Below are 24,061 nucleotides of genomic sequence, written 5' to 3' on the forward strand. Positions count from 1 at the left end.
GATGAAATCATATTTTCAGATAGCCGTTGCCGTATTATGCCTGTTTTCCTGTAAGCCGGAAAATAAACCAGTAGCTGCCAGTGGAACACAAGCCTGGCAATCGCAGCTGGATAGCCTGCTGCCCCTGCTGGGACACCGCAACTGGGTTATTATTGCCGACAAGGCATTTCCGCTGCAATCTTCTCCCGGCATGGTATACATCAATACCGATGCTACGGTGCCGGAAGTGGCCAGCTATACCATCCAACAACTGAATAAAGGAACACATGTAAGCCCGATACTATACCTGGATAAAGAGTTATCATTTGTGCCAGGTACCGAAGGTTACCGGGATACGTTGCAGGGAATTTTTAAGGGACAGTCGGTGCAGACCTTGTTGCACGATTCTGTTTTTGCAAAGATGGATAAAACAGCCGGCTTGTTTAAAGTGGTAGTGTTGAAAACAAATACAACGGTTGCCTACTCTTCTGTGTTTATTAACCTCGATTGTAAATATTGGAGCGCCGCAAAAGAGCAACAGCTCCGGGAGGTGATGAAAGGAAAGTAAAATTATCCTAACTTCCGCTTATAAATTAATACAAATGGCGGAGTTAAAATTGTTCATGTTGCTACTGGGATGTACGCCGGAAGGCCGACATACAGAGCAACATGATGTATTCTTTGGGATTGGCAATCAATTGAGAGATCTTATTCCTGATATGCTGGCCTTCTGGCCGGAAGCAAAAGGTAAACTACATATTGACGGCTGGAGAGAAGTGAATGTGGTGGATGGACATCAGATCCGGGTGGTAGAAAAACCCACTGAGGTTAATCCCGACATGCAATTGTTTTTTCTGAACCTGGGCGGTTACAAACCAAATGAAATGGAAGAGTTTCATTATAAAATTCTCAGCGTACAAAAAGACATTGGCGCAGCTATCAGGGCTTCTAAAGAAACCACCTTTTTTAAGCATACTACTTTTGGAACAGCTACTTCCCATGTAGATGATAAATATGGGGTAGATGTGGACGATGTGCACACCGTGAAAGATATTTTCCCGGCACATCTGAAAGAAAGGTATACGTTGGAGATAAGCCCTGCAACAGCGGTTGCAGCGGATGAACTTCACCTGGGATATTTTCAGTTGAGTAAGATATGAATGAATCATTACGTATAGCCTGGAAACAATATCAGCATCTCTATGAAGAGATCAGCGTACCCGCCCGCACCATTCTGCTGGAAGAAGGGAAGGTGGCGCGTTACGCTTATTATATTGTAGAAGGTAGTGTACGTGTTTGGTTCAATAATAAAGGCAAGGATACTTCTTTCCAGTTCTTTTTTGAAGGGGAAGGAGTATCCTCCATTGAAAGCTTTCGTTCCGGTCAGCCCAGTATGTTTACAATAGAAACACTGTCCCCGTCAAAGTTGCTCAAAATAGCAAAGGATGATTTTGCCACGATTGTAAACACTATCCCCGGATTTAAAGCGGAGCTGGAGGAAGTTATTTTCCAGCGCCTGTTGCACTATAGCAAATTGTTTGTTTCCCAGATCAGGGACACGCCTCAGGAAAGATATGAGGCCCTTCTTAAAGAACAGCCCCGTATTATACAGCGGGTGCCGTTGCAGTATATCGCTTCCTTCCTGGGTATCACACCGGTTTCTCTCAGCCGTATCCGGAATAAGCTCCAGAAATAATTTCTTAACAATTGTAAAGTGATCCTGTTTTTTGGAGGCTGACCTTTGGCTTATCAAAAAACAGATATCACTATGAACGGAGCAATAGTAGCCAAAGCAGGACAGGTGCCTCAATATACATTCTTCCCCGATCCGGTACCGGGTAATCATAAACAGATAGTAAAGGTGAAGGCGGCAGCTATACACCCCATCGTAAAAGCGATTGTGGCGGGGCAACATTATTCAGCCGGAGGCGATCAGCCTTTTGTGGCAGGTGTGGATGGCACCGGGGTGCTGGAAGACGGTACCCGTGTGTATTTCGGTGGTTTGCGCAAGCCCTATGGCACCATGGCGGAATATGGTGTAGCGGATAAAAACTGGTGTGTGCCTTTACCGGATGGCATCAGCGACAGTATGGCCGCGGCCATTTTTAATCCGGCGATGTCTTCCTGGCTGGCATTAAGTCACCGCGGGCAACTGCAACCCGGTGAAACAGTGCTTATCCTGGGTGCTACTGGCGCAGCAGGTAAGCTGGCCGTACAAATCGCCAAAGAGCTGGGGGCTGGTAAAGTCATTGCAGCTGGCCGTAATAAGGCAGTTTTAGCGCAGTTGCCGGCGTTAGGAGCAGATGAATGTATTGCATTGGATCAATCGCCGGAAGACCTTATAAAAGCTTTTGCCGCCCAATCATATGATGTGGTGATTGACTACCTCTGGGGGGCGCCTGTGAGTGCGCTGATCGCTGCCATCACAGGTAAGGAGTTGATGAAAGAAGCGCCGCGTACCCGCCTGGTACAGGTAGGTGCCATGGCTGGCAGTCATATTTCTCTTCCGGCAGAAGCATTGCGGAGCTCCAGGCTGGAAATACTGGGTAGTGGTGGTGGTAGCGTAGCGCCGGAGGCTATCTTTAAAGCGTTCCCGGAAGTGATGAAGCGTGCAGCTGCCGGTAAGCTGGTAATAGACCTCGTGGAAATGCCCCTGCGCGAAGTAGCAGCAGCGTGGAATATGGAAACAACCAATGGCAGCAGGATCGTGTTGCTGCCGGGAGAAAACCGGTAAACATCTTACCATGACCGCCTGTCATTAAGCATTTGAAGGGTTGGTAGCGTTTTTATACTTTCGGACAAAACCAACCAATCATTAAACGAATGAAAAGAATCCTCTTCATCTGCCTGGGAACAGTGGCTGTTTCCGGCGCATTTGCACAAAAAAAGGCGACCATCACAGGTAAGGTGCCTGCTGCCTTTGATAATGAATACATCTTTCTCTTTAAAGCTGCAGGCAACGGGTATAAGCCATTAGACTCCGCCCTGGTGGAAAARGGCGCCTTTAAGCTGACTTACGAAGTAGCAGATACTGCCGAAGCTATGCTGAGCATCCGCCTGAAAGATGATAAAACAAAGAGCGGTAACCGCGCATTGTTTATCACGCCAACGGATAACATGAAGTTCACGCTGAAAAATGCAGGGACACAGAATCTGCTGGATGGCGCTGAAATTAAAGGCTCCGCTTTTACCAAACAACAGGATGAGCTGAATGCTATCACCGCCACCCAGACCAAAAGCATGGACTCCCTGCGTGCTGTTGCACAGCATATGATGATGACGGAACCAAGAGATACCACTGGTTACTACAACATGAGCATGGCTTTCAGAAAGTTGATGGAAGAACAGGAATCACTGCAGGAAAAATTCATGCTGGCGCATCCTGATTATTATGTAAGTCTTGTTACCCTGCGTAAAAAAATGGGTGGCCGTGTAATGGATGTAGAAGGTACCCAAAAGGTATTTGATAAATTTCCGCTGGCACTGCGTCAATCCTCTTTAGGATTGAAAGCGGAAGCACTGCTGAAAGCATCGGCTACACTGGCAGTGAACCAGGTCGCTCCTGATTTTTCTGCCGCCACACCGGATGGCAAAACCATGAAGCTTTCTGACCTGCGTGGCAAATATGTATTGCTCGATTTCTGGGCGAGCTGGTGCGGTCCCTGCCGCGCTGAAAATCCAAACGTGGTAAAAGCGTATAACCGCTTCAAGGATAAAAACTTTGACATCCTGGGAGTGTCGCTCGATAGAACCGGCGATCAGGCAAAATGGACGGCTGCTATTGAAAAAGATGGTCTTGCGTGGCATCATGTAAGCGATCTGAAATGGTGGGATAGTGCAGTGGCTAAACTTTATATGATCAATTCTATTCCACAGAATTTCCTGCTCGATCCACAAGGTCGCATCGTTGCGATGAACCTGCGTGGTGAAGCATTGGAAGAAGCACTTGAAAAAGTAATACATTAAGTAATAATCGTATCATATTTGTCCATTTCCGGCATGGTATATGCGCTATGTCAAATCGAAATTTTTATTCGGTGAAATGGATGACAATGGACCACCCGTTCCGGTTTCCCGGGACGGGTTTTTTTATATGATTTATTTTGTTACTTTTAATACGTGTTATATTGACATTTAATTTATTCCGCGTATGAAGAACATCCACCGGTTATTATTAATGGCGTCTGTGATCCTGGGTGCCTGCCACTCCAACCTTCCAACAGCGACCACCGTACCACTAACGGAAGCGCAGCTACGCTTACCTGAAAACGCCGTTGGTGGCCTGAAAACCCGGGATGGACTGGAAACGACCCTGTTCGCCAGCGAGCCGGCTATCATGAATCCTACAAATATGGACATTGATGAAAAAGGAAGGGTGTGGATAACAGAGGCCTATAACTACCGTAATGAACTAAACCCGGGACATCCTTACAAAAAGGAAGGTGACCGCATCATGATAATGGAAGACCTGGACGGAGACGGCAAGGCCGACACCGCCAAAGTTTTTTACCAGGATACCTGCATTAATGCTGCGCTGGGAATCTGTGTACTTGGTAATCGGGTGATTGTATCCTGCAGCCCCAACGTTTTCATTTTCACAGATACAGATGGTGATGATAAAGCTGATAAGAAAGAACTACTGTTTCGCGGCATTGGCGGAATACAGCACGATCACGCCATCCATGCGTTTACGTTTGGACCGGACGGAAAGCTGTATTTCAATTTTGGAAATGCCGGTGATAGCATACTTGATAAGAATGGAACAGTGATAAAAGATGTGGATGGGAACCTGATTGCCAACAAAGGCAAACCATACCGGCAGGGTATGATCTTTCGCTGCAACATGGATGGCAGCGAACTGGAAGTAATGGCGCATAACTTCCGCAACAACTATGAAGTAGCGGTAGATGCTTTTGGTAATATGTGGCAGAGTGATAATGATGATGATGGCAACCGGGGCGTTCGTATTAATTATATTCTCGAACATGGCAACTATGGATATACGGATGAGATGACCGGCGCAGGCTGGTCATCCCGCCGTATGAATATGGAAGATTCTATTCCCTACCGGCACTGGCATCTCAACGATCCGGGTGTAGTACCTAATTTATTGCAAACGGGTTCCGGATCACCTACCGGTATGGTGGTGTATGAAGGAGAACTGCTACCGGCCCTGTTCCGTAACCAGATGATCCATGGAGAGCCGGGACACAATGTAGTGAGATCTTACCCTGTTAAAAAGAACGGTGCCGGCTATACGGCTACGATAGAGAATATACTGGAAAGTGGGGCGGATCAATGGTTCCGTCCTTCCGACGTTTGCGTAGCACCGGATGGTTCTCTTTTTGTGGCTGACTGGTACGATCCGGGAGTAGGTGGGCACCAGGTGGCCGACCTGGACCGTGGCCGTGTATTTCGTATAGCCCCGGCCGGTAGCCCGTATAAAATAAAGCCACCGGCGATCAATAGTGCTGCCAGCGCTGTTGAGGCATTGAAGAATCCTAACGGCAGTACCCGATATCTGGCCTGGACAAAACTTCGCAGTATGGGTGCTGCTGCAGAAAAGGAATTGCAGTCGTTGTATCGTAGCAACAATCCCCGCTACCGGGCACGTGCGCTTTGGTTACTAAGTAAGCTGCCTAACGGTGCCGGATATATTAAAACGGCGTTGCAGGATAAAGACGAAGATATCCGTATCGCTGCGATACGGGCCGCTAAGGAGAGTGGTGTTAGTTACGGCAATATGCTCGTAACAGATACCTCTGCAGCAGTGCGCCGGCAGGCATTGCTGGCCATGTACCATAGCCATGAGACAGATATGCCGGATAACTGGGCCTTGCTGGCTGCACAGTATAACGGAAAAGACCGCTGGTACCTGGAAGCCCTGGGCATTGGCGCAGATGGCAACTGGGAAGCCTGTTTCAACGCATGGAGGAAGCTATCACCTAATACCAGGTATCCGTCTGCCGACCATGATATCATATGGCGGGCAAGAACACCCGCTGCATTACCTTTGTTAGCCGCACTGATTAAGGAACCAGGTAACGATGTCCGGCAGGATAAACGTTATTTCCGTGCCTTCGATTTTTACCCCGCAGCAGAAAGCACCCCGGTGTTATTAAGTCTGCTTAAAGACGATCCGAAACAATACTTGATAAATGCACTTGCCCTGATGCAACTGGATGCAGCGGCGCTCCCAAAAACGCCGGCGATGACCACTTTGCTGCACAACAGTCTGGCCGTATTTAAAGGCGAGATGGAATATGTGGACCTGGTGCTTAAGTATCACCTCCGTGATCAGAACGAAACATTACTGCAAATGGTACTCGATACGCACAGGGATGATCTGCAGGGCTATAGCATGAAAACACTACTGCAATGCGGCGGTCAACCACTGCTGATCAAAACCCTTCAGCATTCCGATTCTGCCACCGCATTTACATTGGTAGCTGCGCTGGGTAAAGGGCAGGACCGAAGTAACCGGGAACTGTTGTCGGCGCTGATGCGAAACAACGTATATACTTTACCGTTAAGGCAACTGGCTACGCGCAACCTGGGCCGCGGTTGGGATGGCTACGCCGATTTGTGGAGCATGGTGGCCAATAAATCTTTGCCGGCCGACCTGGATACCGTAGCAAAGGCAGTACTCACACACGCATGGCGACAGGATATCAAAGCCAAGGCCGTAGCTTATTATGAGCCTGCAGCCACACACCACGACCTGCCAACCGTAGATAAACTGGTCACCAGGAAGGGGGATATCTCCGGAGGGAAAAAAGTATTTGCCAGTTATTGCGCTACCTGCCACATAGCAGGTAATACTGGTGTAAACTTTGGCCCGGCGCTTTCTGAAATAGGCAGCAAGCTCACCAAAAGTGCTATCTACGATGCCATTATTCAGCCGGATGCAGGTATTAGCTTTGGGTTTGAAGGATATTTTTTTAAGTTGAAAGATGGATCACAGGTATTGGGTTATGTAGCCAGTGAAACGAAAGAAGAAGTAGATGTGCGAACCGCAGGCGGACAAGGAGTGAAGCTAAAGAAAAATGATATCGTGTCCAGGAAGGCATATGAACATTCCCTGATGCCTACGGGCTTAGCTACGGCCATGTCGCAGCAGGAGCTGGTAGACCTGGTGGAATACCTGGCCTCGCTGAAAAAGTAGTCCATCACTTTTTTCGTAAGTTTGTGTTGTCATTTTAATTGAGGCGTCATGGCATTGTCAGCAACACATCCGTTAATTTCTGAAGGCTTTTTTATCGCAGCGATCACTGCCAGCGGCAGGACGGATATTGCCAAAGACAATGAAATGCTCTGGATCTATGAGGGAAGTGGTTCCGTGCAGATTGCCGGTACCACTTTCCCGGTAACACCTGGTAGTTTATTGCTGATAGGGAAAGGGCAATCCTGGCGTACCGTTAAACGGCCTCCGTTGAAAGCTATTCACCTGGTTTTCGGGGATTGCTTCTGGGACAAAACACCGGTGAGCGCACGCAATTGTAAAGCTACACTGTATGGAAACATTGAAGCGCATCAACACTTTACGCCGGCTGGCGAAGAGGGCGAAAATATTTACCGCCTGCTCCGGGACATGCTGCTGGAATATCAAACGCCGGACTATTCCAATAAAGCAGATGTACTGGCTGCTTACCTGAAAATACTGATCATTAAAATCGCCAATATTGACGCCGCATTATCTTCGGATACCAACAATCATCACTACAAAATATACCAGCAGTTTATAACACTTTTACAGGACGATGCTCATCATACCCATCATGTAAATATATTTGCACAGCAACTGCATATTTCGCCCCGTAAGCTGATGGATATATGCCAGTTGTATGGCAATAAAACACCCAAGATGCTGATCAGTGAACGGCTAACAGCTACGGCTAAACGTTTACTGCAGTTTTCCACAACGCCGGTAAAAGAAATTGCTTTTCAACTTAATTTTTCCACACCATACCAGTTTAGTAACTTCTTCAAAAAACAAACTACCATGGCTCCCCTGGAGTTCAGAAGCCGGTTTGTACAAATTGGTATGTGATTCACCGCTTTTGGTATTCCCTGTGGATAGTCATGCAGCTACATTTGCAGTATAAAAGCAAATGATATGTGTAAAACAACCTTAACAACAATAGCTGGTGTAAAAATTCCAGACAGTAAGCTGGCTGTGCAGGCAACAGAATTATTATGCGAGCATGGCAATGAATTCCTGTATAATCACTCGCTCCGTGTTTTTATTTTTTCCGTATTAAACGGGCAGCGTGCCGGATTAAAATTTGATCAGGAGCTACTGTATATCAGTGCTGCTTTCCACGATCTGGGACTTACACCACATTACAGCAGCCAGGATAAAAGATTTGAAGTAGATGGCGCCAATGCTGCCCGTGCTTTTCTGCAGAGCAATGATGTACCGCCTGCCGCCGTGCAACTGGTATGGGATACCATTGCATTGCATACGACTATTGGTATTGCGGAATACAAAGAGCCGGAAGTAGCATTGATGTATAGCGGTGTTGGTTTGGATGTAATGGGAGAAGGGTATGAACACTTGTCTGATGAGCATAGAACTGCTATCCTGGCGGCTTTCCCGCGTACTGATTTTAAGAAGAAAATTATCCCGGCTTTTTTCAGCGGTTTTGAGCACAAAACAGATACTACTTTTGGTAATATTAAAGCAGATGTTTGTGCATATATGATCCCTGGATTTAAGAGTAAAAATTTCTGCGACTGTATACTGCATTCGCGTTGGAGTGAGTAGCTATCTTACCGCGTCAGCACTGCTGACGCGTTTTTTAACGTTCCAGTATGGCTACTACGCCCATACCACCGGCGGTACAGATAGATACGAGTGCGCGTCCGCTGCCACGTTCCTGCAGTATTTTAGCCGTTTGTGCCAGTATCCGGGTACCGGTGGCAGCAAAGGGATGCCCGATGGCAACGCTGCCTCCTTTGGTATTGAGCTTGCTGCGATCAATGCTGCCCAGGGGCGTATCCCAGCCCAGCTTTTTGCAGTAGGCGGCATCTTCCCAGGATTTGAGGGTGCAAAGCACTTGTCCGCAGAAGGCTTCATGGATTTCATATACATCAAAGTCTTGCAACTTTAAGTGATTGCGTTTCAGCATCCGGGCTACGGCGTAAGTGGGGGCCATCAACAGTCCTTCTCCATTTACATAATCTACGGCAGCGGTTTCAGCATCTACCAGGTGCGCCAGTACCGGCCAGTTTTGTTGCTGTGCGTATTCTTCTGAGGCCAGCAGTAAAGCAGAAGCACCATCGGTATAGAGTGTGCTGTTGCCCGCAGTGAGTGTGCCATTACCACTGAAGTCAAATGCAGGTTTCAGGGCGGCCAGCTTTTCCGGAGTCGTATCTGCGCGTATAATTGTATCTTTTTTTACGCCTTTGTATTCAATGACGAGGTCATTGAAAAAGCCATCTGCATAAGCTTTGGCGGCATTCATATGACTCTGGTAGGCGAATGCATCCTGTGCTTCCCGGGTGATGCCCCATTCCTTCACCATTTTTTCGGTGTGTTGTCCCATAGACATGCCCGTTCTGGGTTCTACGATAGATGGATATACAGGAGTCAGGTCTTTAAACCGGATGGAAGCCAGTACTTTCAGGCGCTCACCAAGTGTTTTGGCGCTGCGCAGGGCTACCAGCTTCCAGGCCAGCTGCTGCTGGAATTGCAGCGGGATGTCGCTATTGGTATCGCTGCCTCCACTGATGCCGGTCTCTATTTGTCCACAGGCAATGCGGAGACCCAGTTGTATGGTGGCATCCAGACTGGTGCCGCAGGCCCTTTGTAAATTATAAGCAGGGGTATGAGGATCCAGTTTAGTGCCTAATACGCATTCTCTCGCAAAGTTCCATTCGGTAGATCGGTTCAGCAAAGCGCCAAGGGCTACTTCCCCCAGTCGTTTTCCTGACAGCTGATARCGGTCTACCAGTGCGTTTAAACAGGTAGTCAGCATTTCCTGGTTGCTGATATGATTGTATTCTTTGAAGGACTTAACGAAAGGGATGCGTAGTCCGCCGATAATAGCGACCTTTTTCATAGTGAAGCGCTTTAGCTAAAGTTAATGAATCTGTAGTAAGCCAACAATCACCCCGGTATTTGTTTATGGGATGGAAATTAATCCGATAAAGCCTCCGAAAAAAGACCCTGGTAGTGATTACCAGGGTGGGGCTTATAGTGAGTAAATATGATTAACAGGATTTGGCACTGGCTTGCCTTCAAAAGCAGCGATGACATTTTGCGCTGCTATCCGTGACATCGCATTCCTTGTTTCAAGTGTAGCGGAGCCTATATGCGGCAATACCGCTACGGTTGGCATGTTCAGCAATGGATTATCTGCTTTCATGGGTTCAGGATTGGTCACATCCAGTCCTGCGCCCCATATCTGTCCTTGCTGTAATGCCGCCAGCAGGTCTGTTTCATTATGAATACCACCCCGTGCTGCGTTGATAAAAATAGCGCCGGGTTTCATTTTACTGAAGGCATCCTTATTGAATTTTTCCTTTGTTTCCTCTGTGAGTGAAGTATGTACACTGATCACATCACTTTGTTGAAGCAGTTCATCGAATGAAACAAAAGTGGCATCCAGTTCTTTTTCAGCGGCCTCATTGCGGTGACGGTTGCAGTAAATTATTTTCATGTCAAATGCCGCACGGCAGCGTTTAGCCATGACCGTTCCAATGTTACCCAGCCCCCATATTCCCAGTGTTTTCCCTTCTATGTCAATACCCAGGTTAGCCGTAGGACTAGAGAATCCCCATTCTCCTTTTATAATTCTCTTATGTTGATAGAAGGCTTTACGTGCTACCGACAGCATTAATAAAAAGGCGGTATCGGCAGTGGCATTACTCAACACTCCGGGTGTGTTGGTAATCTGTAATCCCAGTTCAGTAGCGGCTTTTACGTCTACGTTATCATAACCCACTGATAACAGGCTGATGACTTTTAAATGCCGGCATTGTTCCATAAAAGGGCGGTCTATTTTTCTGCCGCCGGCAAAAAACAACGCATCATTTTCATTACATTTCACGATCATTTCTTCCAGGGTAAGTTCTCTCTGCTCTGTCCACTGTGTAACGGTGATGCCTGCACGCTGCATGAGTAGCAGTCCTTCTTCCGGAATAACCCTTGTTGTAAATACCTTCATATAATATTTTCTTTTTGAGATGTCTGATTAATTATTGCCGGCGCCCGCTGTGGCCAGCACTTTAGTGTGTTGTTTCGGGAAATGTATATTTCGTTTCCATAATTTCCATATTTCAAACCATAGTACGGAAGCGGCTCCGATACCGGCACATATCAGTAATTGAGGTAGTTGTAATGCCGCTATGCTGAAGAAATTTGCCACTGGTCGAATATATAGCATGGCTGCCAGCAGCAACAGTGTAATAGCAATAACGCCTACCATTAATTTATTATGGTTACGCATGCTGTGTATAAAGGAATAATAGAAAGAACGGTTAACCAGGGTAAGAAAAATATTGGCGAGTACCAGCGTAGTGAACACCATACTGCGGGTGGCTGTTTCGCTATAACCCTGTGAAATACTCCACTGATAAGCGCCCAGCACGCCTGCTGTTATCAGCAGGCCCTGTAGGATGCTGATATTCATTTCACGGAAAGTGAGAAAAGTTTGGGTAATAGGACGGGGTGGTTGCAGCATCGCATTTTCTTCCATGGGTTCATTTTCATATACAATAGAACAGGTAGGTCCCATAATAACTTCCAGGAAAATAACATGTACCGGCGTGAATATATTTGGATATATCCAGCCCAGGAATAATGGGAGCGACACGGTGAGTATAATCGGAATATGAATGGAGATGATGTATTGGACGGCCTTTTTGATATTAGTGTATATTCTCCGGCCAATACCAATGGCATCTACCATGCCGCTGAGGTCATCATTAACGAGGATCAGTGCCGCGGCTTGTTTGGCAATCTCTGTACCCTTTTTACCCATGGCAATACCAATATGTGCTGCTTTAAGTGCGGGGCCATCGTTTACACCATCACCTGTCATGGCAACTACCTCATTATCTGCTTTGAGTGCATTGATAGCGGCCAGTTTGGCTTCGGGAAACATGCGGGTGAAAATGTTGACAGATTGCAAAGTTTGCTGCATTTGTATACTATCCATCTGCATCAGCATATCGCCGTTGATGGCTTTATCGGCATGCGCCAGGCCGGCCTGTTGTGCGATGGCACAGGTAGTCACGGCGTTATCGCCGGTGATGATTTTTACCGCAATGCCCGCCTGGTAAAATTTGCTGAATACTTCTCCGATATTGGCTTTGGGAGGATCATAAAAAGCCAGCAAGCCTACAAAGGTAAACAGCAATTCCTGTTGTGTAAGCGGATAATTGCTGTCGGAAAAATCGGCCGTAGCCACACCTAATACGCGGTAGCCTTTTTGCGCCAGTGCATCTGCCTGTTCGCTGACCTGTTTTTTTGTTATTTCCGGGAGATGTGAAACTGCTATGATAGCTTCCGGGGCTCCTTTTGCGGCAACGATACGCTGACCGGCTTCGTTCTCATAAATATGCGTCATCATAGGCGGTTTGCCTTCTAACGGATATTCATGAATTATTTTGTAGTGTGTTCGCTCGTCTGTTGTTGTCATTTTTTCGTATAGTCCATGCAGTGTTTTCTCCATCGGATCAAAAGGCACTGGTTCACTGGCCCACATGGCCATGGTAACCACATCTGCCGGTAGGTTCTCTGCTTCATACAACGTATGATCTGCCCCACGATAGATGGCGGGCAGACTCATTTTATTTTCAGTGATAGTGCCTGTTTTATCTGTGCAGATGATGGTGGCACTCCCTAATGCCTCTACGGTACGGATCTTTTTTACAATAATGCCGATTTGCATGAGTCGCCGGGAACCCAATGCCATAAAGGTGGTAAAGGCCACCGGTATTTCTTCCGGTAAAATAGACATGGCCAGTGTCAATCCCTTCAGAAGACTGTCGGTTAAGCTGCCGCTGCGGATATAGTTAAATAGCCATACTGCCAGGAAAACGCCCACACCGGCGATGGCCATCCATTTCACAAATTGCTGGATCTGTAACTGCAGGAGTGTTGGTTCCTCTTTGATATGGAGGATCGCTTCTCCCAGCTGACCGATTTTGGTTTGGGAGCCAACCTGCTTTACTTCACAGATAGCGAGACCCGAAACAACAACAGTGCCGCTGTATACACGATTATCCTCTGCGTCTGACTGTTTGAAAACTGCATATGCCTCACCTGTCAGCGCCGATTCATTAACAGAAAAGTCGTTGCTGTGTACAATCACTCCATCAGCATTGATGGTATTGCCTTCGGACACCAGCATCATGTCGCCGGTGACTATTTCACTGGTAGGAATACTTTTTAACAAGCCGTTACGGATTACCTTACTCAGAGGTTCATTCATTTTTTCCAATGCATCCAGTGCTTTGCGACTGCGACTGTCCTGGTAAAATGAAATGCCGGATACCAGTGCTATGGCAGCCAGCATGAAATAGGCCTCCCCAAGTTCGCCCATAATAAAATAAATAGCAGTGACGGCAATGAGCAGCATAAGCATAGGTTCTGCCAGGATTTCCTTTAACAGGAGGAGGAGCGGATTGTTGTCAGGAGCAGGAGGAGTATTGCTGCCGTACTTTTGTCTGGAAGCTGCCACCTCCATGTCGTCCAACCCTTTAATGTGCTCCGGTAGATTAGTCTGTCCAGCCATGTGAGTAGTTTCGGTGAATAGTGCCTCACTAAATTTACGAATTATGTAATTGATCATTACATTTACCTTCTTTATAATACTAACAGTGAAACAAATGAAAAGTAAAAAATTGCTGGCAGGGCTACTCCTATGCCTGTCTTCGACTGTGTTTGCACAGGACTTTCCCGCTGTGCAGCAGCTGGCGCAACGCCGGGTGCCCTGGCTGGCAAAATCGCTGGTGTTAAAAAGTATAGCAGCTGAGAATAACAAGGATATATTTGAAATTACTACCCCGGGCAAAGAAGTGCGTATTGCAGCCTCCAGTGCGAGTGCCGCTGCTGCCGGACTGAACTGGTACCTGAAGTATTACTGCCACCGTTCTATGTCGCATATGGGAGATAATCTTGCTCCCGTATCTCCGCTGCCTGCTGTAAAAACACCCGTACATATCAATACTGCTTATGATTATCGTTATGCCCTGAACTATTGCACAATCAGCTATACGATGAGTTATTACAGCTGGAAGGACTGGGAGCATGAGCTGGACTGGATGGCACTCAATGGGGTGAACGTGATGCTGGCTACTATGGGTACCGAAGCGGTATGGCAGCATACCCTGGAGCGCCTGGGCTACAGCGCCGGGGAAGCCCGCCGTTTCGTAGCAGGACCGGGCTTTACCGCCTGGTGGCTCATGGGCAACCTCGAAGGATGGGGTGGTCCGGTTACACAGGAGATGATAGATCAGCAGACCGCGCTGGAAAAGCAAATACTGGCGCGTATGAAAGGATTGGGCATAGCCCCGGTGCTGCAAGGCTTTTACGGAATGGTGCCAGTGAATCTGAAAGAGAAAATGAGGGTTAAAGTAGTAGAGCAGGGTAAGTGGGCTGGTGGCTTCCAGCGCCCGGATTTCCTGATCCCCGGCGACAGTAACTTCACGAACATTGCGGGCATCTACTATGAAGAGCTCAAAAAATTATATGGTAGTGACATCCGCTTTTTTGCGGGAGATCCTTTTCATGAAGGGGGTATCAGCAAAGGGGTAGATGTAACAGCAGCTGCCGGCATTATTCAGCAAACCATGCAACAACATTTTCCGGGTAGTACCTGGGTGTTGCAGGGCTGGCAGGCCAATCCTTCCGGAACCTTATTAGCTGGTCTTGATAAGTCTAAAGTGCTGGTGCAGGAACTATTTGGTGAAAATACTGCGAACTGGGAAACACGTAAAGGATATGAAGGCACCCCCTTTATCTGGTGCAGTGTGAATAACTTCGGAGAAAAGGCGGGACTGTATGGTAAGCTGCAGCGCTTTGCGGATGAAACATGGCGTGCTGCACATAGTTCTTATGGATCCTTGTTTAAAGGCGTAGGCATTATGCCGGAAGGGATCCACAATAACCCGGTTATCTACGACCTGATACTGGAACTCGCCTGGCATCCGGAAAAAGTAGAAGTAACAGACTGGATAAAATCATATGTACGTTACCGTTATGGTACCGATAACGCGCAGATCCAGGCTGCCTGGCAGGGATTAGTGGCTACTGCTTACAGCAGCTTTCCACAATACCAGGAAGGCCCCAATGAATCTGTTTTCTGTGCACGTCCTACTTTGAAAGATGTGCCGGTATCTTCCTGGGGCACGCGTAAACGTAATTATGATACTAAAGCTTTTGCAGCCGCAGTGGCCACTTTTATGAAGGCAGCTCCTGCCATGAAGAATAACACCACTTATGAAATTGATGCGATCGATTTTCAACGGCAGGTGAATGCAAATCGTGGTGAAGAGATTTATGCCAATATGGTGGCGGCTTTCGAGAAAAAAGATCTTGCTGCTTTTAAGCAAACTTCCGGCAGCTTTTTGTCGCTCATGCAGCAACAGGATTTATTGCTCAGCGGCAACAAACATTTCCGCCTGGATACCTGGGTGAATGCGGCACAAAGCCTGGGGCAAACACCGGCGGAGAAAGCGCTGCTGATAAAGAACGCTAAAACCCAGATCACTTACTGGGGACCGGATAACCCAGCCACAGATTTGCATGAATATGCCAATAAGGAATGGGGTGGCTTAATGCGCAGCTTTTACCTGCCACGCTGGAAGATGTATATTGCTGCCCTTACAGATCAGTTGCAGGGTAAAGATACCCCTATGCCTGACTTCTTCTCGTGGGAGCAAAAATGGACAGCGCAATAAACGGTGCCGGCGCCTTGTTCGTTTATGGACAATAGCTATACTGAAAATGGACAGGGAGCCTCCTGTTTAGATGTGTAAATAATTGATTATCAAAGGTGCCGTAATCCGGCACTTTTTTTATTTATGGTAGACAAATCCTTATGCAATGTTCAGGAGTTATTGTAAAATCGCGATCAGAAGTCTGATAAAGAATAGATTTACCTCACTCGTTAATATCGGTGGTTTGGCGATCAGCCTGACCAGCTTCCTGATCATTTTACTTTACCTGAATTATGAACTGAGTTACGATCAGTGGGATCCTTCGTTGCAACAGGTGTACCGGGTATCTCAACAGTCGTCCGGCAATTACGCAAACAATCCGGCGCCGGCGCCACTGGCTCCTTTATTGCAGCAGCATATGCCGGAAATAACGGCGTATACACGTATTCAACCTTCCGGTGGTTATGAGCTGCTGATTAGTTATGGAACTAAAAAATTGTATCAGAAAGATGTGGTGATGGCCGATAGCGGCTTTCTGCAGGTGTTTCCCTATCGGCTGCTGGCAGGCAATGCTGCTACTGCATTCCGGGAGCCAGCATCCGCCCTTATCTCTACAGAGGTAAGTCATAAGTTGTTTGGTGATGCAGATCCGATCGGCAAGGTGATACAGATCTTCAATAAGATGCCTTTTACGGTTACAGGTGTAATAGCCATGCCTGAAAGTCCTTCTCATCTGCAAGCGGCCATGATTCTCCGTAACGCAATGACAGCCGGAGTGGATAACTCATGGGCCAATATTTCCTATATTTCGTATGTGCGTTTGAGTAAGCCCATGGCTACCGCGGCACTGGAAGATAAAGTGAATCGTACTTTTTATGATTACCATGAAAAAACAGGCAATCTGAGTTATGCTGCTTTTTTGCAAGCCGGACATACTCCTACACTGCTCACAGATGCAGTGAAGGATATTCATAATTTTCCGCGCTTTGGCAAAAGCCCCTTTAAAACTACCATGATTCTTTTCCTGCTGGCAGGGTTGCTGCTCCTGAGCGGTGCGTTGAATTCCAGTAACCTGTCGCTCGTGAAAACATTGCAGCGCTCACGGGAAGTAGGCGTACGAAAAGTGCTTGGTTCCAGCCGAAAACAAATGCTGGGACAATTCCTGCTGGAGGTATCTATGCAATGCGGTATCAGCCTGTTGTTGGCCATCGGTTTATGTCTTATCATGTTGCCTGTATTTAACCAAACGTTCGACCTGTCGTTATCTTTCTTCCGGCAAATACAATCCTACACGATGTTATGGCAATGCGCTGCTGCTTTGGTAGCGATTGTGCTGATATCCGGTTTATATCCAGCTGTGGTGTTTGCCCGGCAGGGTGCGGTGAATGTGCTCAAGGGCAATTTTAGTATGGGGGCCAGCAGCAAGCGGTTTAGTCATTCATTGATTGTTGTACAGTTTGCCGTATCGGTGTTTTTCATCATCGCCGTGCTGGTAATGGCGCATCAGATGGATTTTATGAAACACCGGGATATTGGTTTTAATCCGGAGCAGGTGGTGCAGATAGAAGCAAATCAACAAACCCGTGAAAATGATTTCGGACAAACCCGGACAAAGCTGTTACGGATTCCGGGAGTGGAAACCGTTTCCAAAACAACCGCTCTCCCTGGCAATCAAAATGTAGACACCTCCTCTACAGAGTTCCGGTATGGTGGTGAGCATAAATCACTGACTTCTGTGCGCGTGAGCAGTGACTTTTTTCTTACCCTGGGCATACAGGTGTTAATGGGAAGAACTTTCAGTGACGATCATCCGGAAGACCAGGACAATACCGCCATTATTAATGAGTCGGCCGCCAGAACGCTGGGCGTGAAGTTGCCGGTGGGTTCTCAGATCAGCTTTGCTGCCTGCGACAGTGTGCCTTATGAAATAGTAGGTGTAGTAAAAGATTTCCAGGTGCAGGGATTCGACAGTTATATCCGTCCTACTTTGTATAGCATCTCCAATGCACACTGTACTTATCAGTCGGGAGGTGCATTACTGGTGAAAGTAAACACCGCTAACCTCGATAAGACCCTGGGCGCCATCAATAAACTATGGGAAACAGTAGAACCGGGGTTCCCCCTGCGCTACTCTTTCCTGGATGATAATTTCCAGCAGTTATACAGTAGTTATAACAGGGTGCGTTATATCATTTACGTGTTTACCGTGATTTCTATTTTTATTGCTGTGATGGGCTTACTCGCGTTAACGGTGTATATCACAGAGCAGCGCACCAGGGAAATCGGCATCCGCAAAGTATTGGGGGCGAGTGTGGGCAGTATTGTGACTTTGCTGTCAAAAGATTTCCTCATACTGGTGATCCTGTCTGCGATCATTGCCACACCTGTGGCCTGGTATTTACTGGAACGCTGGCTGCAGGATTTCGCTTACCATGTACAAATCAGCTGGATGTTGTTTGCCTTGGCAACTGCCGGCGCACTGTTGATCGCCTTTGCTACCGTGGGTTTACAGGCGCTGAAGGCCGCCAGCGCTAATCCGGCTCACAGTTTAAGAGCGGATTGATTTTTCCCGGAATGCTAACAGAAAATGTGCGGGGTGTGTTAATTATAGTTAAACAACGGGTGCCGGCTTGTCAAGCGGCACAGAGATTGTGAGATTGTTTTTTATCACATCATCTGTCACAAATCTAACTGTCAGCATTTCATATGGAGGAATCAGCGAGGGGGAACCGTTTTATTGCCTATATCACCGCAAATAAGTGGATGGCCTTCGCCATCGCTTTCATCCTCTTATTAAGATTTTCTTTTATTGGCCTGATGGGCGCTATGCCCCAGGATGCCTATTACTATTTTTACGGGCAGCATTTCGCACTTTCCTATTTTGATCATCCTCCGGCTATCGCCTGGATTTTAAGGGCATTTACAGACCTGTTTGGCCGGCACGTGTTTGTGATCAAGCTGGCAGACACCCTGGTAACCATTGGCACATTGCTGGCCTTTTACCGGCTATCGCGCTGCTTCCTGTCCCTGCCAAGGGCCTGGAATAGCTTGCTGCTGCTATCTGCCACACTGATGGTGACCATCTTATCACTGGTATCAACGCCGGATGTACCATTGTTGTTTTTCTGGTCTCTTTCCCTGATCGCCATTTACCGGGCAGTATTTGAAGAACGCAAAGGCTATTGGATATGGGCCGGTATTGCGATGGGACTGGCCTTTGATAGTAAGTATACAGCTATCTTTCTGCCTGCAGGTGCTGTGTTGTACTTATTGTTGTCCGGGCAGCATCGCCGGTATTTATGGTCGTCCTGGTTTTTTACCAGCATCCTGTTTTTCTGCATTACTATTTTACCGGTAGTCATCTGGAATGTGGATAACAACTTTGCCTCTTTCCGCTTCCAGTCGTCCGAACGGGTGGGAGGAGTGGAGTTTCATCCGCTGGACTTTTTCGGTGTACTCGGGCACCAGGCGGCTATCCTGTTGCCGGTATTACTTGTTGCCCTGTTTTACTATTGCTATAAATTGGTGCGTAAATACAAGTGGCATATTACCCGTATTCCGGCGCAGCAACTGTTCCTCTTATGTTTCTTTTTGCCCGTTTTTGCCATTTTCCTGTTGATATCTCCTATATACTGGGTAAAGATCAACTGGATGATGCCGGCTTATATCACTGGTATTATCTGGATCAGCACCTGGATTAGCTTTAAATATGTGCGTTGGCAATGGATTTGCTCACTGGTTGTTCACCTGGTGCTGGCAGTGGAAATCATTTTTTATCCGGTACCCATTCACTCTGATGACACCATGATAGGTTGGGCAGGACTGGGCGCTGGCGTAAAAAGCCTGGCAACGGAGTATCCGGATGATTTCATTTTTTCTGCAGATGACTACAAAACCAGCGCGATGCTGAATTTATACCTGGGGCATATGGTGTATTCCAGGAATATTATTGGAGAAAATGCCCTGCAGTTTGATTTTATAGGAACAGATATGAATGCCCTTAAAGGAAGAAATGCCCTTTTTATTAATTCACTCACCGATGTGAATGATGCCGTAGATGAGCTCGCATTTATAAAAAAACTATCTCCCTTCTTCAGCTCCGTAAAGCAGCTACCTCCTATTGTAGTAACGCAACATGGCCGTGTAGTAAGGAAGTTCCTGGTGTTCCGATGCATGGATTATCACCCTCCGTTATCGAAAGACTGATTATGGTCATCTCAAAAAATGATCACCGTCACCAGCTATGGTAATGCCCGTCATTGTTCAGTAATGTAAACAGCAATAGTTTTACAGCAGCAATTGGACATCCACCTGGATTCCTTAGCGTAAACAAATAATGAATGACGGAGATGTGTTGTTGAAAGGTATCACCGTTTCACTGGCGGTGATACTCTTTATCTGCACTAAAAAAAATGCAAATCATGTTCAGCGGATTAACGCCTACTTCCCGGCAACGCAAATTTTGCGAAGGTTTTCTATTTTTCCCTATCAAGCACTTACGCAAGTACGGGAATTTTATTTTCAGACAATACGACCGGCATTCGGGTGTAAAAACGTTGCTGGACATGAAATTAAGGGCATTGGACTTTAACACGGGGCATGCAGAAGATATCGATGACTATATTACGCATCGTGCTATACCGCAGGCGGCACAGGTACTGACCAGAATGGAGGATTTTTATACGAAAATGCAGGAGGCGGCCGCTATTACTCCGGGAACGTTACAGGATTTTAACGACCTGTTTGTTCATTATTACCGCGAAGTAACGGTATATCACAGTGTGGTATTACGTAACCTGAAAGAAGAGCTGAAACCGGTACTGAAGCCTAAGAAAGGAGATGTGTTTACAGAGATGGGCTATGATCATATCAGCAAAGTATATAAGCTGGTAAAGGAGTTTGTTTTGCAGAGCAAAACAATTGTGCATTTGCTGGAAGATGTGGTGGAGAAAGAATATAGTTTTCCACAAGGCCCGCAGGGACAACTGATTGCGCTGCAGGCAGATATCAGGCAGATGTATTTTATTCAGAAAAACCTTTGTCAGCTGCTGAAAAGATGGGAGACCGACAAGAATTTGCACGGACTTCAAACCTATTACAACTAGCATTTAAACCATGTCGCACGAACTGCAGCATGATCCACCCTGTCTTGAGTACCAGGAGGTTTGCAAGACATGGATCAGGATCCTGAAAACCTTAAGAGAAGATAATGCTTCGCTGATAAACCGGTTAGCCGCAGCGTTAAAGGAAACTGCGCGCCGTTCATTTGTGGAGGAAGCAGAAGAGTTTCAGTTGTCCATGCTGGCCCGCGAAGAGTCGATGGTGTTGTTGCGGCATGAAATAGGAGAACAGCTGGCCTGGCTGGAAAAGCAGCCAGCCAATGTAGCTGCACCGCATTCGTTTTCGGTATTGAAAAATGATGTACAGGGAATGATGCAGGAACATGAAAAAGTGAAAGTGGCCTTCCTGATATTCATAGCTGCGGAAAAAGTATAAAGTCAATTAATCATCTCCATCAGTTTTTTGATAGACAGTGCCGCTATCTGTCCTTCTTTCAAAGCAATCAATCTTTCGTCCCTGAAATCGCCCAATGTGCGTATGAGGGATTCTTTGGCTACTCCGGCCACTGCAGCCAGGTTTTCACGGCTGATATCTATCGTAAAATTTTTACTCCCCGCTGTATTGTATTTCCTGTCCAGCATAATTAATGCTTCCGCTACTTTTTTACGCAGAGAATTATAAGCAAGACCAATCAGTTGTTGTTCCTTTTCTGCCATTTCCCTGGACAATAGCCGGATGAATTTTCCCAGCACTTCCGGATTGCTGCTGATCAGCTGTTGGAAATCCTGATGCGGGATAACGGCCAGCAGGGTATCTTCCATGGCTTCTGCGTTTTCCTGGTAGTTGCCCCCTTCCAGTAACGTATTGTAACCCAGGAAATCGCCTTCGTTGTATAGGCCTATAATGAGTTCTTTTCCGTCGTCGTTGCGTTTGTATGTTTTCACTTTGCCATGCAGCAGGTAGTATAAATATTCCGGGCGGTTGCCGGCGGCATAAATACTTTGTTTCTTTTTATAATGATTGGTATTACGGTCTTCTTTCAACAGTGACAGATGATCAGCGCCGTTGCTGGCAGACAGCAGTATGTTCAGTCCCTGCAACCCGGTGGCAGAGTTATGTTTTATTTCTGCACATCTTTTCAGCCGGCTTTCTATGGCACTTAACAGCTCTGTGCCTTCAAACGGCTTAGTGATATAATCATCTGCGCCCATTTCCATTCCTTTTCGTATATCTGTTCTCTCTGCTTTGGCAGTCAGGAAGATAAAGGGAGTGGTTTGCAATGCTTTGTTTTTATGGAGCATATGTAATACGCCATATCCATCCAGCACGGGCATCATAATATCACATACAATCAGGTCGGGGAGGTGTTCCAGCGCCATGGATACGCCTTCTTTTCCATTGGCCGCAGTGAGTACCTTGTAATTAGCCAATTCCAGAATTTCCGCCACATTTTCACAGATAGCAGGATTATCTTCTATCAGCAGTATTTTTTCCATGGTCATTGGTTTTGGGGAAAAGGAAGGGAGACGAGAAACTCTGTACCTTTTTCAGGTGCGCTGTTGCAAGACACGGTACCGTTCATGAGTTCTGCGTATTTGGCTACAATATGTAAGCCGAGCCCTGTACCCTGTATGTTGGCCACGTGCTGGCTGCGGAAGAATCGCTCAAACAGGTGTTGGCGGTCTTCAGTGGAAATGCCTATGCCCTTATCTTTTACAGACAACTGGAATAGGGTATCGCTGCATTGGGTGCGGATTGAAATGATCGCTCCTTCCGGGGAAAACTTGATGGCATTGGATACGAGATTCATAACAATATGTTTAAGTAGCGTAGGATCCAGGAAGGCTTGTGGTGCGCCGTGGTGGGCATAGTAAATATTCTGCTGGGGCTTTTTGAGGCCGTCCATTTCGCCGAGAATGTTACCGATATGTTTGGCTGTATCAAAGGTGCTGTGCCTGACCTGTATTTTTCCTTCTTCTATTTTACCTACAGACAGGAAGTCGTTGAGGATATCTGTCAGCATATTTACGGAAGAAATAATCCGCTGAATATGTTTGCTGCGCTTCGTTACATCGTCCGCACCTTCGTATTTGGATACGAGGTATATGGAAGAAAGGATGGCACTGAGTGGTGTCCGGAATTCATGGGAGGCGAGCGACACAAACCTTGATTTCAGTTCGTTGAGTTCTCTTTCTTTTTCCAGTGAAATACGGAGTTCTGATTCAGCTTCTTTTATGCGGGAAAGATCAATGGCGATGCCTATATAGCCGGTAATATCGTTGGCATCACGGATGGCAGATACGGTGAGTGAAACGGGCAGGGAGCTGCCGTCTTTCCGGATGTAGAGCCATTCATATTCGTTGAGTAAATTTAACCTGGCTTTGATGGTGAGTGTTTCCATACCGGGTTCTACCGGTTGCTGCAGTTGCCTGGAAAATTCTTCTGCCCGGAGGGCAACTTCATCCTGGTCATGCAGCATGAGGGGAGTGCATATATCTATGACTTCGCTGGCTTTATAACCGAGTATTCTTTCTGCGGCAGGATTGAACCATTTAATAAAGCCGTCGGTGTTAATGACGATGATCATGGCGCCGGCGTTGGTCCACAGGCTGTTAAGGAAGTTGTTCATCCTTTGCAGGGTGCCATCTTTGATGGCGGCTTCTTTTTTCTGCTGGTCAAGTTGTTGCCGGGTTTGTTCGGATATTTTCCGGTCGGAGATATCCATGATGTAAATGATAGTTAGTATTCCTTCCGGTGTGGTATGTTCGCCGTGGCTGGTCTCTACGGGGAATCTGCTGCCATCTTTTCGCAGCGCGATATGTTCTTTTTCATCACAGGGCATCAGGAGGTTCACCTGTTGTCCGGTAATTTCTTCTTTCGTGTAGCCGAACTGGTTAAGAAGGAAGGGGTTAGCCATCAGTATGGTGCTGTTGCTATCGGCTACCAGGATGCCAACGGTGGCATGATTAAAGAGAACTTCGAAACCTATGTAATTATTTTGAGTCGTGTTAATCATACCCGTATTGACCCTTTACTTCGGTGCTATATAAATTTAATGATTCCCGGTGGAATAAAGTACAGCTTGTTCAAAAACGGACGTTAAGTGTTTTATAACGGACATAGTTTTTTT

The 24,061-nt window shown here is 46.8% G+C and carries 18 protein-coding genes; 13 read left to right on the forward strand and 5 right to left on the reverse strand.

Annotation, left to right across the window (positions count from 1 at the left end; genetic code table 11):
• The first annotated feature begins 1 nt into the window (after position 1).
• The 8 genes from AC1DP6_RS05805 to AC1DP6_RS05840 all read left to right on the forward strand — a co-directional run bounded on the left by AC1DP6_RS05805 (position 2) and on the right by AC1DP6_RS05840 (position 8,746).
• Positions 2 to 547 (forward strand): hypothetical protein, encoded by a 546-nt coding sequence (locus AC1DP6_RS05805; RefSeq protein WP_477053971.1) that lies wholly within the window; start codon positions 2 to 4, stop codon positions 545 to 547.
• 34 nt (positions 548 to 581) lie between these two features.
• Positions 582 to 1,139, forward strand: coding sequence for a DUF1543 domain-containing protein (locus AC1DP6_RS05810; RefSeq protein WP_477053972.1), 558 nt, complete (start codon positions 582 to 584; stop codon positions 1,137 to 1,139).
• Positions 1,136 to 1,675 (forward strand): Crp/Fnr family transcriptional regulator, encoded by a 540-nt coding sequence (locus AC1DP6_RS05815; RefSeq protein WP_477053973.1) that lies wholly within the window; start codon positions 1,136 to 1,138, stop codon positions 1,673 to 1,675. The genes AC1DP6_RS05810 and AC1DP6_RS05815 overlap by 4 nt, the downstream gene beginning before the upstream one ends.
• 72 nt (positions 1,676 to 1,747) lie before the next feature.
• Complete coding sequence (locus AC1DP6_RS05820; RefSeq protein WP_477053974.1) at positions 1,748 to 2,713, forward strand: quinone oxidoreductase family protein; 966 nt, start codon at positions 1,748 to 1,750, stop codon at positions 2,711 to 2,713.
• 89 nt (positions 2,714 to 2,802) lie between these two features.
• Positions 2,803 to 3,945 carry a redoxin domain-containing protein gene (locus AC1DP6_RS05825; RefSeq protein WP_477053975.1) on the forward strand — a complete coding sequence of 381 codons (1,143 nt, stop codon included), beginning with the start codon at positions 2,803 to 2,805 and terminating at the stop codon, positions 3,943 to 3,945.
• Between the two features lie 184 nt (positions 3,946 to 4,129).
• Entirely contained in the window at positions 4,130 to 7,144 is a 3,015-nt protein-coding gene (locus AC1DP6_RS05830; RefSeq protein ID WP_477053976.1) for a PVC-type heme-binding CxxCH protein, read from the forward strand.
• A 48-nt stretch (positions 7,145 to 7,192) separates the two neighbouring features.
• Positions 7,193 to 8,029 (forward strand): helix-turn-helix domain-containing protein, encoded by an 837-nt coding sequence (locus AC1DP6_RS05835; RefSeq protein ID WP_477053977.1) that lies wholly within the window; start codon positions 7,193 to 7,195, stop codon positions 8,027 to 8,029.
• 66 nt (positions 8,030 to 8,095) lie between these two features.
• Positions 8,096 to 8,746, forward strand: coding sequence for an HD domain-containing protein (locus AC1DP6_RS05840; RefSeq protein ID WP_477053978.1), 651 nt, complete (start codon positions 8,096 to 8,098; stop codon positions 8,744 to 8,746).
• A 34-nt stretch (positions 8,747 to 8,780) separates the two neighbouring features.
• Here the strand turns inward: AC1DP6_RS05840 and AC1DP6_RS05845 are convergent, their stop codons facing one another.
• From AC1DP6_RS05845 to AC1DP6_RS05855, 3 genes are all read right to left on the reverse strand, one after another.
• A complete protein-coding gene (locus AC1DP6_RS05845) occupies positions 8,781 to 10,043 on the reverse strand; it encodes an acetyl-CoA C-acetyltransferase (protein WP_477053979.1) in 1,263 nt (420 codons plus the stop codon).
• 132 nt (positions 10,044 to 10,175) lie between these two features.
• Positions 10,176 to 11,150, reverse strand: a complete 975-nt coding sequence (locus AC1DP6_RS05850; RefSeq protein WP_477053980.1) for a 2-hydroxyacid dehydrogenase — start codon at positions 11,148 to 11,150, stop codon at positions 10,176 to 10,178.
• A gap of 27 nt (positions 11,151 to 11,177) precedes the next feature.
• A complete protein-coding gene (locus AC1DP6_RS05855) occupies positions 11,178 to 13,724 on the reverse strand; it encodes a cation-translocating P-type ATPase (protein ID WP_477053981.1) in 2,547 nt (848 codons plus the stop codon).
• A gap of 94 nt (positions 13,725 to 13,818) precedes the next feature.
• On the opposite strand from AC1DP6_RS05855, the gene AC1DP6_RS05860 reads away from it, so the two are divergent.
• The 5 genes from AC1DP6_RS05860 (at position 13,819) to AC1DP6_RS05880 (ending at position 21,366) form a co-directional block, all read left to right on the forward strand.
• Complete coding sequence (locus tag AC1DP6_RS05860; RefSeq protein ID WP_477053982.1) at positions 13,819 to 15,891, forward strand: alpha-N-acetylglucosaminidase; 2,073 nt, start codon at positions 13,819 to 13,821, stop codon at positions 15,889 to 15,891.
• Positions 15,892 to 16,036: 145 nt separating this feature from the next.
• On the forward strand, positions 16,037 to 18,433 hold the full coding sequence (locus AC1DP6_RS05865) for an ABC transporter permease (protein WP_477053983.1): 2,397 nt from the start codon (positions 16,037 to 16,039) through the stop codon (positions 18,431 to 18,433).
• 143 nt (positions 18,434 to 18,576) lie between these two features.
• Positions 18,577 to 20,076 carry an ArnT family glycosyltransferase gene (locus AC1DP6_RS05870; protein WP_477053984.1) on the forward strand — a complete coding sequence of 500 codons (1,500 nt, stop codon included), beginning with the start codon at positions 18,577 to 18,579 and terminating at the stop codon, positions 20,074 to 20,076.
• A gap of 215 nt (positions 20,077 to 20,291) precedes the next feature.
• On the forward strand, positions 20,292 to 20,975 hold the full coding sequence (locus AC1DP6_RS05875; RefSeq protein ID WP_477053985.1) for a hypothetical protein: 684 nt from the start codon (positions 20,292 to 20,294) through the stop codon (positions 20,973 to 20,975).
• Positions 20,976 to 20,985: 10 nt separating this feature from the next.
• Positions 20,986 to 21,366: a hypothetical protein gene (locus AC1DP6_RS05880; RefSeq protein WP_477053986.1), complete on the forward strand. Its 381-nt coding sequence runs from the start codon at positions 20,986 to 20,988 to the stop codon at positions 21,364 to 21,366.
• A 2-nt stretch (positions 21,367 to 21,368) separates the two neighbouring features.
• Here the strand turns inward: AC1DP6_RS05880 and AC1DP6_RS05885 are convergent, their stop codons facing one another.
• The gene (locus tag AC1DP6_RS05885) at positions 21,369 to 22,427 is read right to left on the reverse strand and encodes a response regulator (protein ID WP_477053987.1); all 1,059 of its coding nucleotides are present in this window, start codon (positions 22,425 to 22,427) and stop codon (positions 21,369 to 21,371) included.
• A gap of 2 nt (positions 22,428 to 22,429) precedes the next feature.
• Positions 22,430 to 23,947 (reverse strand): sensor histidine kinase, encoded by a 1,518-nt coding sequence (locus tag AC1DP6_RS05890; RefSeq protein ID WP_477053988.1) that lies wholly within the window; start codon positions 23,945 to 23,947, stop codon positions 22,430 to 22,432.
• Between the last annotated feature and the right edge of the window lie 114 nt (positions 23,948 to 24,061).

The organism is Chitinophaga sp. 01L420 (genome assembly GCF_056399985.1).

Excerpts from the sequence above, each read along its gene's own strand:
- AC1DP6_RS05815 (WP_477053973.1), top strand. The coding sequence starts at position 1,136 with ATGAATGAATCATTACGTATAGCCTGGAAACAATATCAGCATCTCTAT.
- AC1DP6_RS05885 (WP_477053987.1), bottom strand. The coding sequence starts at position 22,427 with ATGGAAAAAATACTGCTGATAGAAGATAATCCTGCTATCTGTGAAAAT.
- AC1DP6_RS05850 (WP_477053980.1), bottom strand. The coding sequence starts at position 11,150 with ATGAAGGTATTTACAACAAGGGTTATTCCGGAAGAAGGACTGCTACTC.
- AC1DP6_RS05830 (WP_477053976.1), top strand. The coding sequence starts at position 4,130 with ATGAAGAACATCCACCGGTTATTATTAATGGCGTCTGTGATCCTGGGT.
- AC1DP6_RS05810 (WP_477053972.1), top strand. The coding sequence starts at position 582 with ATGGCGGAGTTAAAATTGTTCATGTTGCTACTGGGATGTACGCCGGAA.
- AC1DP6_RS05865 (WP_477053983.1), top strand. The coding sequence starts at position 16,037 with ATGTTCAGGAGTTATTGTAAAATCGCGATCAGAAGTCTGATAAAGAAT.
- AC1DP6_RS05870 (WP_477053984.1), top strand. The coding sequence starts at position 18,577 with ATGGAGGAATCAGCGAGGGGGAACCGTTTTATTGCCTATATCACCGCA.
- AC1DP6_RS05835 (WP_477053977.1), top strand. The coding sequence starts at position 7,193 with ATGGCATTGTCAGCAACACATCCGTTAATTTCTGAAGGCTTTTTTATC.
- AC1DP6_RS05840 (WP_477053978.1), top strand. The coding sequence starts at position 8,096 with ATGTGTAAAACAACCTTAACAACAATAGCTGGTGTAAAAATTCCAGAC.
- AC1DP6_RS05860 (WP_477053982.1), top strand. The coding sequence starts at position 13,819 with ATGAAAAGTAAAAAATTGCTGGCAGGGCTACTCCTATGCCTGTCTTCG.
- AC1DP6_RS05875 (WP_477053985.1), top strand. The coding sequence starts at position 20,292 with ATGTTCAGCGGATTAACGCCTACTTCCCGGCAACGCAAATTTTGCGAA.
- AC1DP6_RS05805 (WP_477053971.1), top strand. The coding sequence starts at position 2 with ATGAAATCATATTTTCAGATAGCCGTTGCCGTATTATGCCTGTTTTCC.
- AC1DP6_RS05855 (WP_477053981.1), bottom strand. The coding sequence starts at position 13,724 with ATGGCTGGACAGACTAATCTACCGGAGCACATTAAAGGGTTGGACGAC.
- AC1DP6_RS05880 (WP_477053986.1), top strand. The coding sequence starts at position 20,986 with ATGTCGCACGAACTGCAGCATGATCCACCCTGTCTTGAGTACCAGGAG.
- AC1DP6_RS05890 (WP_477053988.1), bottom strand. The coding sequence starts at position 23,947 with ATGATTAACACGACTCAAAATAATTACATAGGTTTCGAAGTTCTCTTT.
- AC1DP6_RS05820 (WP_477053974.1), top strand. The coding sequence starts at position 1,748 with ATGAACGGAGCAATAGTAGCCAAAGCAGGACAGGTGCCTCAATATACA.